14 protein-coding genes are annotated in these 15,698 nt (G+C 70.7%); 10 read left to right on the top strand and 4 right to left on the bottom strand.

Going from position 1 to position 15,698, the window contains the following annotated elements:
• Window positions 1–49: 49 nt before the first annotated feature.
• Window positions 50–286, bottom strand: coding sequence for a DUF2631 domain-containing protein (locus N8J89_RS33595; protein WP_283660994.1), 237 nt, complete (start codon window positions 284–286; stop codon window positions 50–52).
• A gap of 164 nt (window positions 287–450) precedes the next feature.
• Between N8J89_RS33595 and N8J89_RS33590 the strand changes: the two genes are divergently transcribed.
• Genes N8J89_RS33590 through N8J89_RS33575 form a run of 4 tightly spaced genes read left to right on the top strand, consistent with a single transcriptional unit; the run spans window position 451 to window position 4,389 of the window.
• Window positions 451–1,611 (top strand): ABC transporter ATP-binding protein, encoded by a 1,161-nt coding sequence (locus N8J89_RS33590; protein ID WP_283660993.1) that lies wholly within the window; start codon window positions 451–453, stop codon window positions 1,609–1,611.
• Entirely contained in the window at window positions 1,608–2,756 is a 1,149-nt protein-coding gene (locus tag N8J89_RS33585; RefSeq protein ID WP_283660992.1) for a polyamine ABC transporter substrate-binding protein, read from the top strand. Before N8J89_RS33590 ends, N8J89_RS33585 begins: the two co-directional genes overlap by 4 nt.
• Window positions 2,753–3,589 (top strand): ABC transporter permease, encoded by an 837-nt coding sequence (locus N8J89_RS33580; RefSeq protein ID WP_283660991.1) that lies wholly within the window; start codon window positions 2,753–2,755, stop codon window positions 3,587–3,589. The genes N8J89_RS33585 and N8J89_RS33580 overlap by 4 nt, the downstream gene beginning before the upstream one ends.
• Window positions 3,586–4,389, top strand: a complete 804-nt coding sequence (locus N8J89_RS33575; RefSeq protein ID WP_283660990.1) for an ABC transporter permease — start codon at window positions 3,586–3,588, stop codon at window positions 4,387–4,389. The genes N8J89_RS33580 and N8J89_RS33575 overlap by 4 nt, the downstream gene beginning before the upstream one ends.
• Here the strand turns inward: N8J89_RS33575 and N8J89_RS33570 are convergent.
• The gene (locus tag N8J89_RS33570; RefSeq protein ID WP_283660989.1) at window positions 4,386–4,964 is read right to left on the bottom strand and encodes a TetR/AcrR family transcriptional regulator; all 579 of its coding nucleotides are present in this window, start codon (window positions 4,962–4,964) and stop codon (window positions 4,386–4,388) included. The genes N8J89_RS33575 and N8J89_RS33570 overlap by 4 nt on opposite strands.
• A gap of 55 nt (window positions 4,965–5,019) precedes the next feature.
• Between N8J89_RS33570 and N8J89_RS33565 the strand changes: the two genes are divergently transcribed.
• Window positions 5,020–6,534 (top strand): MFS transporter, encoded by a 1,515-nt coding sequence (locus tag N8J89_RS33565; protein WP_283660988.1) that lies wholly within the window; start codon window positions 5,020–5,022, stop codon window positions 6,532–6,534.
• Between the two features lie 84 nt (window positions 6,535–6,618).
• On the opposite strand, the gene N8J89_RS33560 is transcribed toward N8J89_RS33565, so the two are convergent.
• Complete coding sequence (locus tag N8J89_RS33560; protein ID WP_283660987.1) at window positions 6,619–6,939, bottom strand: hypothetical protein; 321 nt, start codon at window positions 6,937–6,939, stop codon at window positions 6,619–6,621.
• Window positions 6,940–7,161: 222 nt separating this feature from the next.
• Between N8J89_RS33560 and N8J89_RS33555 the strand changes: the two genes are divergently transcribed.
• On the top strand, window positions 7,162–9,576 hold the full coding sequence (locus N8J89_RS33555; RefSeq protein ID WP_283660986.1) for an immune inhibitor A domain-containing protein: 2,415 nt from the start codon (window positions 7,162–7,164) through the stop codon (window positions 9,574–9,576).
• 144 nt (window positions 9,577–9,720) lie between these two features.
• Window positions 9,721–10,524, top strand: a complete 804-nt coding sequence (locus tag N8J89_RS33550) for an SDR family NAD(P)-dependent oxidoreductase (RefSeq protein ID WP_283660985.1) — start codon at window positions 9,721–9,723, stop codon at window positions 10,522–10,524.
• A gap of 67 nt (window positions 10,525–10,591) precedes the next feature.
• Here the strand turns inward: N8J89_RS33550 and N8J89_RS33545 are convergent, their stop codons facing one another.
• Window positions 10,592–10,858 carry a GlsB/YeaQ/YmgE family stress response membrane protein gene (locus N8J89_RS33545; RefSeq protein WP_252486166.1) on the bottom strand — a complete coding sequence of 89 codons (267 nt, stop codon included), beginning with the start codon at window positions 10,856–10,858 and terminating at the stop codon, window positions 10,592–10,594.
• Window positions 10,859–11,059: 201 nt separating this feature from the next.
• On the opposite strand from N8J89_RS33545, the gene dxr reads away from it, so the two are divergent.
• The 3 genes from dxr (at window position 11,060) to ispG (ending at window position 15,665) form a co-directional block, all read left to right on the top strand.
• On the top strand, window positions 11,060–12,283 hold the full coding sequence (gene dxr / locus N8J89_RS33540; RefSeq protein ID WP_283660984.1) for a 1-deoxy-D-xylulose-5-phosphate reductoisomerase: 1,224 nt from the start codon (window positions 11,060–11,062) through the stop codon (window positions 12,281–12,283).
• Between the two features lie 21 nt (window positions 12,284–12,304).
• Window positions 12,305–13,588: a M50 family metallopeptidase gene (locus N8J89_RS33535; protein ID WP_283660983.1), complete on the top strand. Its 1,284-nt coding sequence runs from the start codon at window positions 12,305–12,307 to the stop codon at window positions 13,586–13,588.
• Between the two features lie 916 nt (window positions 13,589–14,504).
• Window positions 14,505–15,665 carry a flavodoxin-dependent (E)-4-hydroxy-3-methylbut-2-enyl-diphosphate synthase gene (gene ispG / locus N8J89_RS33530; protein ID WP_252480682.1) on the top strand — a complete coding sequence of 387 codons (1,161 nt, stop codon included), beginning with the start codon at window positions 14,505–14,507 and terminating at the stop codon, window positions 15,663–15,665.
• The last annotated feature ends 33 nt before the right edge of the window (window positions 15,666–15,698 follow it).

Raw genomic sequence — 15,698 nt, 5'->3', positions numbered from 1 at the left:
CAAGGGCCTATACGGAGGGTTCACGTCCGGTACATCGGGCGAAGCTGGGTCAGCTGCGCCAGGAGGTGCGGTCCTTGATCTGCCAGCGGATCAGCGCGCCGGCCATGACCGCGGCGGTGAGCACCAGGTAGACGTCCTCGTTCCAGCCGGTGTGGTTGCCGATCAGCATGCCCAGCATGGCGACCACGGAGAACCAGCCCATGATCTTGGTCGCGCGCGGGAAGTGCCCGTGCCAGCCCCATTCGGCCGAGGGCTCGTCGTGCTCCGAGGCGGGTGCGCTTGCCACGATCTTTCCCTCCACCTGACAAGTAGCTCGTCTACATGCCCATCGTCGCACACCAGCCCCTCCTGGATTACGCTGACCCACCGCGCGCCCGTACCCGCCGCCGGGCTCGCCGTCCCCCATCCCCAGCCCCAGCCGGGGCACCGCCGTGCCTGGAGGTCCTCGGATTGACCGCTGAGTTCCATCCCGTCGAAGCGCGCACCCCGGACACCTACGCCCCGGTCGCGGTCGGCATCTACGGCGTCACCCGCCGCTTCGCCGACCAGGTCGCCGTCGACGGTGTGGACCTACGGGTGCACGAGGGCGAGTTCTTCTCCGTGCTCGGACCCTCCGGCTGCGGCAAGACCACGCTGCTGCGGATGATCGCCGGGTTCGCCGACCCGGACTCCGGGCGGATCGAGCTGGACGGCGCGGAGATGGTCGGCGTGCCGCCCTACCGGCGCGATGTGAACACCGTCTTCCAGTCCTACGCGCTGTTCCCGCACCTGTCCGTGTGGGACAACGTGGCCTACGGGCTGCGCCGCAAGAAGCTGCGCGGCGCGGAGCTGAAGAAGCGGGTGGGCGAGCACCTGGAGCTGGTCCAGCTCGCCGGGTTCGCCAAGCGGCGGCCCGCGCAGCTCTCCGGCGGGCAGCAGCAGCGGGTGGCCATCGCCCGCGCGCTGGCCGCCCAGCCGCGGTTGCTGCTGCTGGACGAGCCGCTGGGCGCGCTGGACGCCCAGCTGCGCAAGCAGATGCAGATCGAGCTGATGCGGATCCAGCGCGAGGTGGGCACCACCTTCCTCTACGTCACCCACGACCAGGAGGAGGCGCTGGTCCTCTCGCACCGGATCGCGGTGCTCAACGCGGGCCGGGTGGAGCAGGTCGGCTACCCCGAGGACGTCTACGAGCGGCCCGCGACCCGGTTCGTGGCCGGGTTCATCGGCACCTCCAACATCCTCGACGGCACCGTGACCGGCTCCGAGGGCCACTGGCTGGAGTTGTCCGCCCCCGGCGTGCGCAGGCTGCGCGCCCGCCCGCCGGGCCGTCCGATCGGGCACGGCGAGGGCCTCGCGGTCACCGTGCGGCCGGAGAAGCTGCACCTCTACGACCTCGACGGCGCCGAGCAGCCGCCGGAGGGCTGGTGCGTGCTCGACGGCACGGTGCACGACGTGGTCTACACCGGGATGTCCACCCAGTACGTCATCGACGTGCCCGGCGGCGGCCAGCTGGCCGCGTTCGTGCAGAACACCCGCCGGATCTCCGACGCGGGCACCCCAGGTCAGCCGGTGCGCCTGGCCTGGGATCCGGAGTACACCGTCGTCCTGGCCGAACAGGGGAAGAAGCGATGACCGAGCAGGTGCGGATCGCCCGGCTGTGGGACACCAGCGGCCCCCGGGTCAGCCGCCGGAGCATGCTGCGCTCGATGGCCTTCTTCGCCGTGGCCGCGCAGGGCCTGGGCGCCTGCGGCATCGGCCCCGCGCCGACGCCGAGCGGTCCCGAGACCACGAAGGTCAAGGCCAGCAACGCCAAGGACGAGAAGCAGCTCAACTTCTACAACTGGACCGACTACATCGCGCCGGACACCCTCACCGGGTTCGAGGCCGACTCCGGCATCAAGGTCACCTACGACAACTTCAGCTCCAACGACGAGATGGAAGCCAAGATCGCCTCCGGCGGCGCGGGCTACGACCTGGTGGTGCCCAGCGACAACTTCCTGCGCCGGTTCCGCCGCGCCGGGCTGCTCCAGCCCTTGGACCACGGCCTGATCCCGAACCTGCGCAACCTGGACAAGCGGTTCACCGAGGCCGACTACGACCCGGGCAACCGCTACTCCGCGCCCTGGGCCTGGGGCACCACCGGCCTGGCCTACTCCAAGAAGACGCTGGGCACCTTCTCCGGCTTCAGCGCCTTCGACCACCCCGCGGTCAAGGGCCGCAGCTCGATCCTGGACGAGGCCCGCGACGGCATGTCGCTGGGCTTACTGGCGCTGGGGCACGACCCGAACACCACCGACCCGGCCAAGATCGAGGAGGCGGTGCGCTACCTGCTCGGGCTGAAGAAGAAGATCGGCCAGATCACCTCCGACGTGATCGAGCCGCTCACCTCCGGCCAGGTGGTGCTGGCCCAGGTCTACTCGGGCGACGCCTTCCAGGCCCGCGACGACAACGAGGACGTGGCCTACGCCATCCCCACCGAGGGCGGACTGTCCTATGTGGACCTGTTGTGCGTGCCCAAGAACGCCCCGCACGCGGTGAACGCGCACCGGTTCATCGACTACATCCTGCGCGCCGACGTGGGCGCGAAGCTGGCCAACGCGGTCCGCTACGGCAGCCCGAACACCGCGGCCAAGCCGATGATCGACAAGGAGCTGCTGGAGGACCCGCTGGTCTACCCCTCGGAGGAGGCGCTGGCCAAGCTGCCCTTCACCAAGGACCTGGACCGGGAGGTCGAGGCCCGCTACGCGGACGCGTGGACCAAGGTGAAGACGGGTTGACCGGGCAGCTCAAACGGCACGCCCTGCTCACCCCGGCCGGGCTGTGGCTGGCCATCTTCCTGCTCGCCCCGCTGGCCCTGGTGGTGCAGTACAGCTTCGCCACCCGGGACACCGGCGTCACGCACGTGGTGCTGCCCTGGACCAGCCAGGCCTACCGCAGCGCGCTGGATCCGGCCTTCCTGCCCATCTTCGGCCGCACCCTGCTCTACGCGCTGGCCACCACCGCGGTCTGCCTGCTGCTGGGCTTCCCGCTGGCCTGGTTCATCGCCCGGCACGGCGGCCGCTGGCGGACCGCGCTGCTGGCCGCGGTGCTGGTGCCGTTCTGGTCCTCCTACCTGGCCCGGATCTACGCCTGGAAGGCGCTGCTGGACGAGGACGGCCTGGTCAACCAGGCGCTCGGCCTGTTCGGGCTGGGCGTCGACGGCGGCTTCCTGCGCACCGACGGCGCGGTCGTGCTCGGCCTGAGCTACGGGTTCCTGCCGTTCATGGTGCTGCCGCTCTACGTGGCCTGCGAGCGCTTCGACCACCGGCTGGCCGAGGCCTCCTACGACCTCGGGCACGGCCGGGTGTCCACCTTCCTGCACGTGGTGCTGCCCGGCGTGGCCCCCGGCGTGCTGGCCGGTTCGCTGCTGGTGCTGGTGCCCGCGGCCGGTGACTTCGTGACCCCGAAACTGCTCGGCGGGGTGGACCAGTCCACCTTCGGCAGCGTGATCGACGACCAGTTCCGCAGCGGCAACAACTGGCCGCTCGGCTCGGCGATGGCGGTGCTGCTGCTGGTGCTGGTCGTGCTGGTGCTCGTGCTGCGCGGCCGCCGAGGGGAGGACGTGCTGTGAGACGCCCCTGGCGGCTGGGCCTGGCCGTGGCGCTGGTCTTCGCCTTCCTGTACCTGCCGATCGGCTGGCTGGCGCTGGCCTCGTTCAACGACTCCGCGCGGGTCAGCCGGATCACCGGGTTCAGCACCCGTTGGTACGCCGCGCTGGCGGCGGACGAGCGGGTGCTCAGCGCGCTCGGCCTGACCCTGCGGCTGGCGCTGGCCAGCGCGGCGGTGTGCGTGCTGCTGGGCACACTGGCCGCCTTCGGGCTGCGCAAGGCATTCCGGGGCCGCGCGGTGTGGACGGTGCTGCTCAGCCTGCCGCTGGTGGTGCCGGAGGTGGTGATGGGCGTGAGCCTGCTGGCCTTCTGCGTGAAGCTGGCCGGGATCCCGCTCGGCTTCGGCGCGCTGCTGGCCGCGCACGTGGCCTTCTCGCTCAGCTTCGTGGTCGTGGTGGTCCGGGCCCGGCTGGCCGGGATGGACCCGCGGCTGGAGGAGGCCGCCGCGGACCTGGGCGCGGACCCGTTCACCGCCTTCCGCACGGTGACCTGGCCGCTGGTCGCCCCCGCGGTGGCGGCGGGCGCGGCCTTCGCCTTCCTGTTGTCCTTCGACGACGTGGTGATCTCCAGCTACCTCGGCGACGCCGGTTCCACCACGCTGCCGGTCTTCGTCTACGGCCAGGCCAGCAAGCGCGGCATCTCCCCGGAGATCGTGGCCCTGTCCACCGCGATGGTCGCGCTGAGCGCGGTGCTGCTCCTGGCGGGCGTGGCCGCCGCGTCCTACCGGGCGCGCAAGGCGGGCGGCCGGATCACCCTGGTCTAGTCGGCCTCCAGCACCTCGGCCAGCTGCCGCAGTCCGGCCGCCATGTCCTTGGCGGTGGGCGCGCGCTCCGGGTCGACCATGGTCTGCATGGACAGCCCGGTGGCCATGGCCAGCAGCAGCGCGCCCAGCGTGCCCGCCTGCTCCTGATCGACCTGCTCGGCAGGCACGCCCAGCAGCTCCGCGGTCAGCTCCCGGCGCTGGAAGGCGTGCAGCTCGCGCAGCACCTCCAGCACCTCGGCCTGGTGAGCGCCGACCAGGAACGCCTCCAGACTGGCCCGCCACATCGCGGGCGCGTCCTTGGTGGAGACCGAGACCTGGTGCCAGGTCGTCTCCAGGCGGTCCCGCGCCGGGGCGGCGTGGTCGATCGGCATGGCCTGACTAACCGCCTCGGTGGCCTCGGTGAGCGCCTCGATCATGGCCTGGGTCAGCAGCGCCTCCTTGGACCCGAAGTGGTAGCCGATGCTGGCGAGGTTGGTCCCGGAGGCGGCGACGATGTCCCGCGCCGTGGTGCGCGCGTACCCGCGCTCCAGCAGGCAGCGCTTGGCCCCGGCCAACAGATCTTCACGGTGTCCCACGCCGCCCATCCTAGGATCTATACAGATGTATTAGACGTACGTATGATTAACCGCTATGACCGTAATGACCGACCGCGCGGGGGTGCGGCAGTGGCTGGGCCTGGCGGTGCTGGTGCTGCCGGCCCTGCTGGTGGCGATGGACCTGTCGATCCTGCTGTTCGCGGTGCCGTTCCTCTCCGCCGAACTTCAGCCAACCGGGGGACAACTGCTGTGGATCATGGACGTGTACGGGTTCCTGCTGGCCGGGCTGCTGGTCACGATGGGCACCCTGGGTGACCGGATCGGGCGGCGGAAGCTGCTGGTGGCCGGTGGCCTGCTCTTCGGCCTGGCCTCGGTGCTGGCCGCCAACGCCACCAGCCCGGAACTGCTGATCGCGGCGCGGGCGCTGCTCGGCGTCGGCGGCGCCACGCTGGCCCCGTCCACGCTGGCGCTGATCCGCGTGATGTTCCAGGACGCCACCCAGCGGTCCACCGCGATCTCGGTGTGGACCGCCGCCTTCGCCGGGGGAGCGGTGCTCGGGCCGGTGCTCGGCGGACTGCTGCTGGAGAACTTCCACTGGGGCACCGCGTTCCTGGTCAACGTGCCCGCGATGCTGCTGCTGGTGGTGCTCGCCCCAGTCCTGCTGCCCGAGTCCCGCGATCCGCGGCCCGGCCGGTTCGACCTGTTCAGCGCGCTGCTCTCACTGCTGGCCATGCTGCCGGTGATCTACGGCGTGAAGCGGCTCGCCACCGACGGCCTCGGCTGGGAACCCCTGGCCGCGATCGTGGCCGGACTGGCCTTCGGGCTGTGGTTCATCGGCCGCCAGCAGCGCCCGGACCCGATGCTGGAGCTGAGCCTGTTCCGCACCCCCGGCTTCGCGGTGGCCATCCTCGCCGCCACCCTGACCCTGTTCGCCATCGGCGGCATCACCCTGTTCACCGCCCAGTACCTGCAAACCGTGCTCGGCTACCGGCCGTTCGTGGCCGCGCTCTGGGGCCTGCCGGTCTTCCTCGGCATGGCTGTCGGCACCGGCCTCGGCCCGGCGCTGGCCCGGCGGTTCCGGCCCGGCCTGGTGATCGCGACCGGACTGCTGGTCGGCGCGGCCGGACTGCTGCTGCTCACCGCCGCGGGCGTGGACCGGAGCGGGCTGACCTGGGTGGTCACCGGGATGACCGTGATGGCCGTGGGCCTGGGCCTGGTCACCGCGCTGGCCAACGACCTGGTGCTGGCCGCGGCCCCGCCCGAGCGCGCCGGCGCGGCCTCCGCGCTGTCGGAGACCGGCACCGAGCTCGGCGGCGCGCTGGGCATGGCGATCCTGGGCAGCGTCGGGATCGGGCTGGTCTACCGCACCGAGGTCACCGCCGCGCTGCCCCCCGGCCTGCCCGCCGAGGCGGCCGCGGCCGCCAAGGACACCCCGGCGGGCGCGCTGGCGGTGGCCGCTGAGCTGCCCGGACCGGCCTCCTCCGCGCTGACCGAGGCGGCCAAGCTGGCCTTCGTCAGCGGCATGCACGTCACCGTGGTGGTCGCGGCCGGGGTGCTGGTCCTGGCCGCCGTGCTCGCCGCCGCCCTCGTCCGGGTGAACCGTCCGTAGTGTCGGTAAAACTGGGAATCGCGCTGAACAGGCTCACCGGACACCCATGCAAAACTGGCAATCCGCGCATGGGTCCAGACCTGTTCAGCGCGCCAGCCGGAGCTTCGCGGTGATCCCCACGACGTCGTCGGCCTTGCTCCGCAGCGAGCTGGCGACATAGCGGGCGCGCTCGGCCGGGGAGTGCAGCCAGCCCGGTGAGGAAGCGCTGTCCAGCACCACCGGGGCGACCGCCGGATCCACCTGGTCGAGCAGCCCCGCGGTGGCTCTGAGCAGGCCCGGTAGCTCCGTAAGGATGCTCACCACCTCCGCCACCGAGGGATCCCGGCTGCCCCCTTCGGTCAACTCCTGGTGGACCTGCCCGAGCAGGTCACGGGCCTGGCGCACGCGCTGCGCGGTGGCGGTCATCCGGCGGCTCCACTTCCGGCGGCGCGAGCCGCCTGCGAGATCGGTTTCAAGTCAACCAGCCGATCGGATTGACCGCCGCCGCCAGTCAGGCAACCGCTTCATCACGATGCGTGATGGCCATTTCACCTGGCCGGGATCACTCGTATGGTTCGTTCCGTTCAACATGCTGTCGGAGCGTCACTGCACACCTGATCAGCTCCGACGCCTGTCACGGGAGGGCACGTGCACAGAAGAATGACCGTTGGGCTGGCCGTGGTGGCCATGCTCGGCGCCACCGCGCCCTGGGTCGCCACCGCGGCCCCGGCCGCGGACACGAAGACCAAGGCCGTGACCGAGGTGGAGGCAGACCACGAGCTGCCCAACCCGCTGGAGGAGAAGCGCCGCGCACTGCGCACCGAGGCGATCTCCCAGGTGATCAGCGGCGAGACCAAGACCGAGAAGCGTGGCTCGTCCACCGTCGCCAAGATCGGCGCCGCCCCCCAGCAGCAGGAGGGCGTGGCCCGCGAGCGCGGCGCGAAGACCGCCGAGGCGCCCCGTGTCGACCAGTACGTCGAGCTGGCCAGGGAGAAGACCGACAAGATCTTCGTCATCCTGACCGAGTTCGGCAACGAGCGGCACCCGCAGTACCCGGACCAGGACACCCACGCGGCGACCCCCGGCCCGGCCCGCTTCGACGGCCCGCTGCACAACGAGATCCCCGCCCCCAACCGCGGCGTGGACAACTCGACCATCTGGCAGCCGGACTACTCCAAGGCCCACTTCGAGAAGATGTACTTCGGCGCCGGCGAGAACGTCGAGTCGCTGAAGACCTTCTACGAGCGCCAGTCCTCCGGCCGGTACTCCGTCGACGGCCTGGTCACCGACTGGGTCAAGGTCAAGTACAACGAGGCGCGCTACGGCCGCTCCAACGGCTACCCGTGCCCCGGCAGCACCTGCAACAACACCTGGGAGCTGGTCAAGGACGGCGTCAACCAGTGGGTCGCCGACCGCAAGGCCGCCGGTGAGAGCACCGAGCAGATCAAGGCCAAGCTCGCCGAGTACGACACCTGGGACCGCTACGACTACGACGCCGACGGCGACTTCAACGAGTCCGACGGCTACCTGGACCACTTCCAGATCGTGCACTCCGGCGGCGACCAGGCCGACGGCGACCCGACCCAGGGCGAGGACGCGATCTGGTCCCACCGCTGGTACGCCTACAACACCAGCTCCGGCCAGACCGGCCCCGGCTTCAACAAGCGCGGCGGCGCGCAGGTCGGCGACACCGGCATCTGGGTCGGCGACTACACCATCCAGCCGGAGAACGGCGGGCTCGGCGTGTTCGCGCACGAGTACGGCCACGACCTCGGCCTGCCGGACCACTACGACACCGCCGGACCGGGCGGGGCGCAGGAGAACGGCGTCAACTGGTGGTCGCTGATGGGCCAGAGCCGGGTCTCCCCGGTCAACGAGGGCATCGGCACCCGCGCGGCTGACCTGTCCGCCTGGGACAAGCTGCAGCTGGGCTGGCTGGACTACGAGACCGTGGTGGCGGGCCAGGACAAGCAGCTCGAGCTCGGCCCGCACGAGTACAACACCGACAAGGCGCAGGGCGTCGTGGTGGTGCTGCCGGACAAGCAGAAGACCACCCAGCTGGGCGCGCCCTTCGCCGGCGCCAACCAGTGGTGGAGCGGCCAGGGCGACGAGCTGGACAACACCTTCACCAGGGAGATCGACCTTACCGGCAAGACCGCGGCCGCGCTGAGCCTGAAGTCGCGGTACGACATCGAGATCGACTTCGACTACATCTACGCCCAGTACTCCACCGACAACGGGGCGAACTGGACCACGCTGGACGGCACCCTCGACGGCAAGCCCTTCCCGAAGGACGCCGCTGACAAGCCCTCGATCACCGGCACCAGCGACGGCAAGTGGGTCGACACCCAGATCCCGCTGACCCCGCTGGCCGGCAAGAAGGCGCTGTTCCGCTTCCGCTACCTGACCGACGGCGGCGTGGCCCCGATCGGCTTCTTCGCCGACGACCTCAAGATCGTCGCCGACGGCCAGACGGTGTTCACCGACGGCGCGGAGAGCGGCGAGAACGGGTGGAAGCTCAAGGGCTTCCGCACCACCACCGGCACGGAGACCAAGTCCTACGACCACTTCTACGTGGCCACCAACCGGACCTACGCCTCCTTCGACAAGTACATGAAGACCGGCCCGTACAACTACGGCTGGCCCGCGCGCCCGCGCTGGTCGGAGCGGTTCCCGTACCAGGACGGGCTGCTGGTCTCCTACTGGGACACCTCGCAGGTGGACAACAACACCAGCGCGCACCCCGGTGAGGGCCTGATCCTGCCGATCGACGCCAACCCCGACCCGATCTACAACCTCGAGGGTCAGGCCTGGCGTCCGCGCATCGCGGGCTACGACGCGCCGTTCTCGCTGCAGAAGTCGGACTCCTTCACGCTGCACGTCAACGGCAAGCCGAGCTACGTGCGCGGCCAGCCGGCCAAGCCGCTGTTCGACGACACCAAGCCCTACTGGTCGGCCAGCCAGCCGACCGCCGGTGTCAAGGTGGCCAACGCCGGCGTCGGCATCCGGGTGCTCCAGCAGGACGGCACCTCGATGAAGATCCGCGTGTACAGCACCAAGTGAGCTGAGCTCCTCCCAGCGGCGCCGGGCGGCCTCGTGCCTCCCGGCGCCGCTGTGTGCGTCCCGGCGGAGGAGTTCCTGACCTTCGGCCCATGCCTCCAGTCGGTGATCGTGGTATTGCTCTCGGTCATGACAAGGGTGGCGGTGGTGACCGGCGCGGCGTCCGGCATCGGACGGGCGATCGCGACGGCACTGGTCCTGCGCGGCGACACGGTCGTGGTGACGGACCTCAACGGGGACAAGGCCGAAGAGGTCGCTGACAAGCTCGCCGGACACGGGCCGGGACAGGCGAGTGCGGCCCAGTTGGACGTGACCGACGCCGAGGCGGTCGGCACGGTGGTCCGCGCCGCGCACGCCGAGCACGGCAAGCTCGACCTGATGGTCAACAACGCCGGCGTGATCGTGGCCGGCGCGGTGGAGGACCTCGGTCTTGAGCACTGGAACCTGGCGCTGGAGGTCAACCTGCGCGGGGTCGTGCACGGTGTGCACGCGGCCTACCCGATCATGCTCCAGCAGGGCTCCGGCCACATCGTGAACATCGCCTCGGTGGCTGGCCTGGCCCCGTTCCCGCTGATCGCGCCGTACGCGGCCACCAAGCACGCGGTGGTCGGGCTGAGCAAGACCCTGCGCGCCGAGGCCGCCACCCGGGGAGTGAAGGTCACCGTGGTCTGCCCTGGCATGACCAACACCGGCTTCATCCCCAACCCCGGCCTGCCGCCGGTGCCCAGCGCGCAGCGGATCACCGCGCTGGAGGGCAAGGGACCGGCCTTCCAGCCCGAACAGCTGGCCAGGGCGGTGCTGCACGGCATCGACCGGAACAAGGCGGTGGTGGTCGCGCCGGCCAGCGCCCGGCTGGTCAGCGGCCTCTACCGGCACTTCCCCCGGCTGGCCGACCGGGCCGGGCAGTGGCTGGCCAAGGCCGCCGCGGACCGGGGCGTCATCAAGTCCTGACCTGGCCTGAACGCGCGAAAGCCCGGGGCCACGACGGTGTCCCGGGCTTTCGCGCGTGGTGCTGCGGTCAGGCCGCCGTTCGCCTCCCGACAACGAGCCGGTAGATCGCGAGCACGATCACCGAGCCCAGGATTGCCAGCAGCCACGTCCGAAGGTCGAAGAACGATCCGGTGTCCGTGTTGAAGATGAGCCGCCCGACAAAGCCGCCGATGACTCCGCCGACGATGCCGATCAGCATCGTCACCAGGATTCCGCCGGGGTCGTTGCCGGGCATGATGGCTTTGGCCAGCGCACCAGCGATGAGACCGACCACGATCCACCCGAGGATACCCACGAGACTCTCCTTCCAGCCGATCGCGCCGAAGCCCGGCGCGACTCGCGTTGCGCACTGACAGAGTTACCCGGCGCTTCGGTCTTCACACCCTGATGTCGATCACACTTCCGAGCACCGATGGCCGAGGATGGCTGCATGCTCCTGCCGCGCGCGGCGGAGCGCACTTCCGGAACAGGGAGAATGACCGTGATGGAGTACCGAATGCCCACTTCCGAGTCACCGCGTTCCGTCATTCTGCTCGGCTCGACCGGGTCGATCGGCACCCAGACGCTGGACGTCCTGCGCGCCCACCCGGACCGCTTCCGGGTCGCCGGGCTCGGCGCGGGCGGCAGCGACGCCGCCACGGTGGCCGCCCAGGCGCTGGAGTTCGAGGTGCCGGTGGTGGCGCTGGCCCGCGCGACCGCGGTGGAGGACCTGCAGCTGGCGCTCTACGCCGAGGCGCAGAAGCGCGGCTTCGAGCGGGGCGAGCTGCGGCTGCCCCGGATCCTGGCCGGTCCGCAGTCCATGGTCGAGCTGATCAAGAGCAGTCCGGCCGACGTGGTGCTCAACGCGATGCCCGGCTCTCAGGGCCTGGCCCCGACGCTGGCCGCGCTGGAAAGCGGCGCGGTGCTCGCGCTGGCCAACAAGGAGTCGCTGGTCGCGGGCGGCCCGCTGGTCACCAAGGCGGCCAAGCCCGGCCAGATCGTGCCGGTGGACTCCGAGCACTCCGCGCTGGCCCAGTGCCTGCGCGGCGGGCGCGCCGAGGAGGTCGCCAAGCTGGTGCTCACCGCCTCCGGCGGGCCCTTCCGCGGCCGCACCAGGGAGCAGATGGCCCAGGTCACGCTGGCGCAGGCGATGGCGCACCCGAACTGGTCGATGGGCCCGGTGATCACCATCAACTCGGCCACCATGGTCAACAAGGGCCTGGAGCTGATCGAGGCCCAGCTGCTCTACGGCGTGCCGTACGAGCAGATCGACGTGGTGGTGCACCCGCAGTCCATCGTGCACTCCATGGTCACCTTCATCGACGGCTCCACCCTGGCCCAGGCCAGCCCGCCGGACATGCGGCTGCCCATCGCGCTCGCCCTCGGCTGGCCGGACCGGCTCCTGGACGCGGCCGCCGCCTGCGACTTCAGCCAGGCCCAGTCCTGGACCTTCGAGCCGGTGGACGACGCCGCCTTCCCCGCGGTCGCGCTGGCCAGGGCGGTCGGCACGGCCGGTGGCTGCATGCCCGCGCTGTACAACGCGGCCAACGAGGAGGCGGTCGCCGCCTTCCGCGACGGCGCCCTCGGTTTCCTGGACATCGTGGACACGGTCGCCCGGGTTGTGGATGAAGGCAACCAGTGGTCCGCCGAACCGTCTACCGTGGAGGAAGTGCTGGCAGCCGAGGAATGGGCCCGGACCCGGGCCAAGGAGCTCCTCGGCCTGCCGCGCGCAGCCGAGTAAGCAGAACGAGGAGCCACCTAGATGATGTTCGTGCTGGGCGTCCTGATCCTGGTGTTCGGGATCCTGTTCTCCATCGCCTGGCACGAGCTGGGCCACCTCAGCACGGCCAAGCTGTTCGGCGTCAAGGTCACCCAGTACATGGTGGGCTTCGGCCGCACGCTCTGGTCGAGGCGGATCGGCGAGACCGAGTACGGCATCAAGGCGCTGCCCTTCGGCGGCTACATCCGCATGATCGGGATGTTGCCGCCGGTGGGCGGCGGCAACCTGGGCCGCAACCGCAGCACCGGCATGTTCTCCTCGATGGTCGACGACGCCCGCAGCGCCTCGGCCGAGGAGGTCCGCCCCGAGGACGTGGACCGCCAGTTCTACCAGCGGCGACCGTGGAAGCGGATCATCGTCATGTTCGCCGGGCCGTTCATGAACCTGATCCTGGCGGTGGTGCTGTTCTCCATCTCGCTGATGGGCTTCGGCCGGGAGATGCCGACCACCACGGTGGCCAGCGTGAGCAAGTGCGCGCTGCCGGCCAGCCAGCAGGCCGCCAAGGAGTGCCCGGCGGACGCCCCGGCCGCGCCTGCCGCCGCGGCCGGGTTCAAGGCGGGCGACAAGCTGGTCAGCTTCAACGGCAAGCCCGCGGAGAGCTGGGACGCGGTGCGCGCGGAGATCCGGGCCGCGGCGGGCAAGGAGGTCCCCGTGGTGGTGGACCGCGGCGGCCAGCAGGTCACGCTGACCCCGAAGCTGATCGCCACCGAGATGCCGGACCTGGACGACCCGAAGAAGGTGAGCACGGTCGGCTTCCTCGGCCTGTCACCCACCTCCGAGGTGCAGACCCTGGGCGTCACCGGCGTGGCGCACGAGATCGGCGGCCTGCTCGGCAAGGCGGCCACCGCCATCGTGCAGCTGCCGGAGCGGGTGCCCGCGCTGGTCAGCGCCGTCTTCGGCGGCGAGCGCGAGCGCAACTCCCCGGTCGGCATCGTGGGCGTGGCCCGCATCGGCGGCGAGATCGCGGCCCTGGACATCCCCGGCTCGGTGCGCATCGCCGCGATGATCAACATCCTGGCCGCGCTGAACCTGTCCCTGTTCCTGTTCAACATGCTGCCGATGCTGCCCCTGGACGGCGGCCACATCGCCGGCGCCCTGTACGAGTCCATCCGCCGCCGCTTCGCCAAGCTCCGCCGCCGCCCCGACCCAGGCCCCTTCGACGTAGCCAAGCTCATGCCCCTGGCCTACGCCATCTCCCTGGTGATCATCGCCTACGGCGCCCTGGTCCTGGTAGCCGATGTCATCAACCCCGTCCGCCTGGGCTGACCAGCCCCGCCCCAGCCGAGAGCACCCCCGCTCCGGCCACAGCACCCGCTGTGGCCGGACGCGGGGCCGCCCCACGCCCGGTCCACGCGAGCGTCGGACCAGGCCGCGCCCCACCCGGCCACGCCCCAGCCGTCCGCTCCCAGCCACGGCGACCCCGCTGTGGCCAGGAGCGGGGCCGCGCCAACGCCGGGTCCGCGCGGGGGTCGGGCCAGACCATCCCCATCGGCCTCGCCCTCGTGACAACGCCGCGCCGCCGCCCGCCTGGCTGCCGCAGCTTGCCACCGCCGCCCGCTGCCGCGACTTCGCCAAGCTCCGCCGCCCGGCCGCCCGGCCGCCCGGCCGCCCGGCCGCCCGGCCGCCCGCCGCCTGTGCCGCCAGCCGCACCCTCGGCCTCGCGCCGCACCTCGCCACGCAAGACGTCGGCCAACGCTGCGGCCCCCGTCGCCGAGCCCACCACGGTCCGCCGCGCCGCCACCGCCGCCCTACTCCACCGGCCGCCCCAGCAGCCCGCTGTCCGGCTTGCCGCTGCCGCTGCCCAGTTCGCCCCTGCCGCTGCCTGTTGCCACCCACGGCACCGCCGTCCGCCCCAACCCCCACACCTCAAGCCCAGCCCCGCCGCTCCCGATGCATCTCACACGTGACCATCGCCCCTGCCCCCGCCCCGGCCGCCACCGGCCAAGTACCCTCGGAACCGCGTCAACCGGCAGTGATGACCATGTCGGATACGGCCTTTCGAGAAAGACAGAATCGATCCAACTCACAGTTTGGGCGGCAGACTTGTGACTCTGCGTAGATGCACGTGCGGTGCATCTCGTTACACTTCCGTCCGTGGGGTGGTCTACCTGACCCCAAGGGAGAACTTCCCTGTCGCGTAAAGTAGTCAATACCGGCCGACCCTATGGGGAGTTGAACAAAGATGACCGTTGACGGTGTCATGCTCGGCATTCCGGCGATGCCTCCGCCTGTGCTGACCGAGCGCCGCAAGACCCGTCAGCTTCAGGTGGGCAAGGTGGGCGTGGGCAGTGACCACCCCGTGTCCATCCAGTCCATGACCACCACGCTGACCTCCGACGTCAACTCGACCCTGCAGCAGATCGCCGAGCTGACCGCGGCGGGCTGTGACATCGTCCGGGTCGCCTGCCCCAGCCAGGACGACGCCGAGGCGCTGCCCGCGATCGCGAAGAAGTCCGGCATTCCGGTGATCGCGGATATCCATTTCCAGCCCAAGTACGTTTTCGCCGCCATTGACGCCGGGTGCGCCGCGGTCCGGGTGAATCCGGGCAACATCAAGAAGTTCGACGACAAGGTCGGCGAGATCGCCAAGGCGGCAAAGGACGCCGGGATCCCGATCCGGATCGGGGTCAACGCCGGTTCGCTGGACCCCCGCCTGCTGGCCAAGTACGGCAAGGCCACCCCCGAGGCGCTGGTGGAGTCCGCGCTCTGGGAAGCCTCGCTGTTCGCCGAGCACGACTACCACGACATCAAGATCTCGGTGAAGCACAACGACCCCGTGGTCATGGTGCGCGCCTACGAGCTGCTGGCCGAGCAGTGCGACTACCCGCTGCACCTGGGTGTCACCGAGGCCGGTCCGGCGTTCCAGGGCACCATCAAGTCCGCGGTGGCCTTCGGCGCGCTGCTCTCCCGGGGCATCGGTGACACGATCCGGGTCTCGCTGTCGGCGCCGCCGGTGGAGGAGATCAAGGTCGGCACCCAGATCCTGCAGTCGCTGAACCTGCGCCCGCGCAAGCTGGAGATCGTCTCCTGCCCGTCCTGCGGCCGCGCCCAGGTCGACGTCTACACCCTGGCCGAGCAGGTCACCGCCGGCCTTGAGGGCATGGAGGTGCCGCTGCGGGTGGCGGTCATGGGCTGTGTCGTCAACGGCCCCGGCGAGGCCCGCGAGGCCGACCTGGGTGTCGCCTCGGGCAACGGCAAGGGGCAGATCTTCGTCAAGGGCAAGGTCATCAAGACCGTGCCGGAGTCGCAGATCGTGGAGACCCTGATCGAGGAGGCCATGCGCATCGCCGAGGAGATGGAGCCCGTCGAGGGCGCCTCTCCCGTGGTGACCGCCGCCGGCTGACCCAGCCCTGACGCGGTCCCGTCATCCCCCGGT

Origin of the sequence: Crossiella sp. CA-258035 (assembly GCF_030064675.1) — a bacterium.
Lineage (GTDB): Bacteria > Actinomycetota > Actinomycetes > Mycobacteriales > Pseudonocardiaceae > Crossiella.
This window is presented reverse-complemented; position numbering and strand designations above follow the sequence as displayed.

Coding starts and splice junctions, on each gene's coding strand:
- dxr (WP_283660984.1), top strand. CDS start 11,060: ATGCCCACTTCCGAGTCACCGCGTTCCGTCATTCTGCTCGGCTCGACC.
- N8J89_RS33585 (WP_283660992.1), top strand. CDS start 1,608: ATGACCGAGCAGGTGCGGATCGCCCGGCTGTGGGACACCAGCGGCCCC.
- N8J89_RS33560 (WP_283660987.1), bottom strand. CDS start 6,939: ATGACCGCCACCGCGCAGCGCGTGCGCCAGGCCCGTGACCTGCTCGGG.
- N8J89_RS33535 (WP_283660983.1), top strand. CDS start 12,305: ATGATGTTCGTGCTGGGCGTCCTGATCCTGGTGTTCGGGATCCTGTTC.
- N8J89_RS33565 (WP_283660988.1), top strand. CDS start 5,020: ATGACCGTAATGACCGACCGCGCGGGGGTGCGGCAGTGGCTGGGCCTG.
- ispG (WP_252480682.1), top strand. CDS start 14,505: ATGACCGTTGACGGTGTCATGCTCGGCATTCCGGCGATGCCTCCGCCT.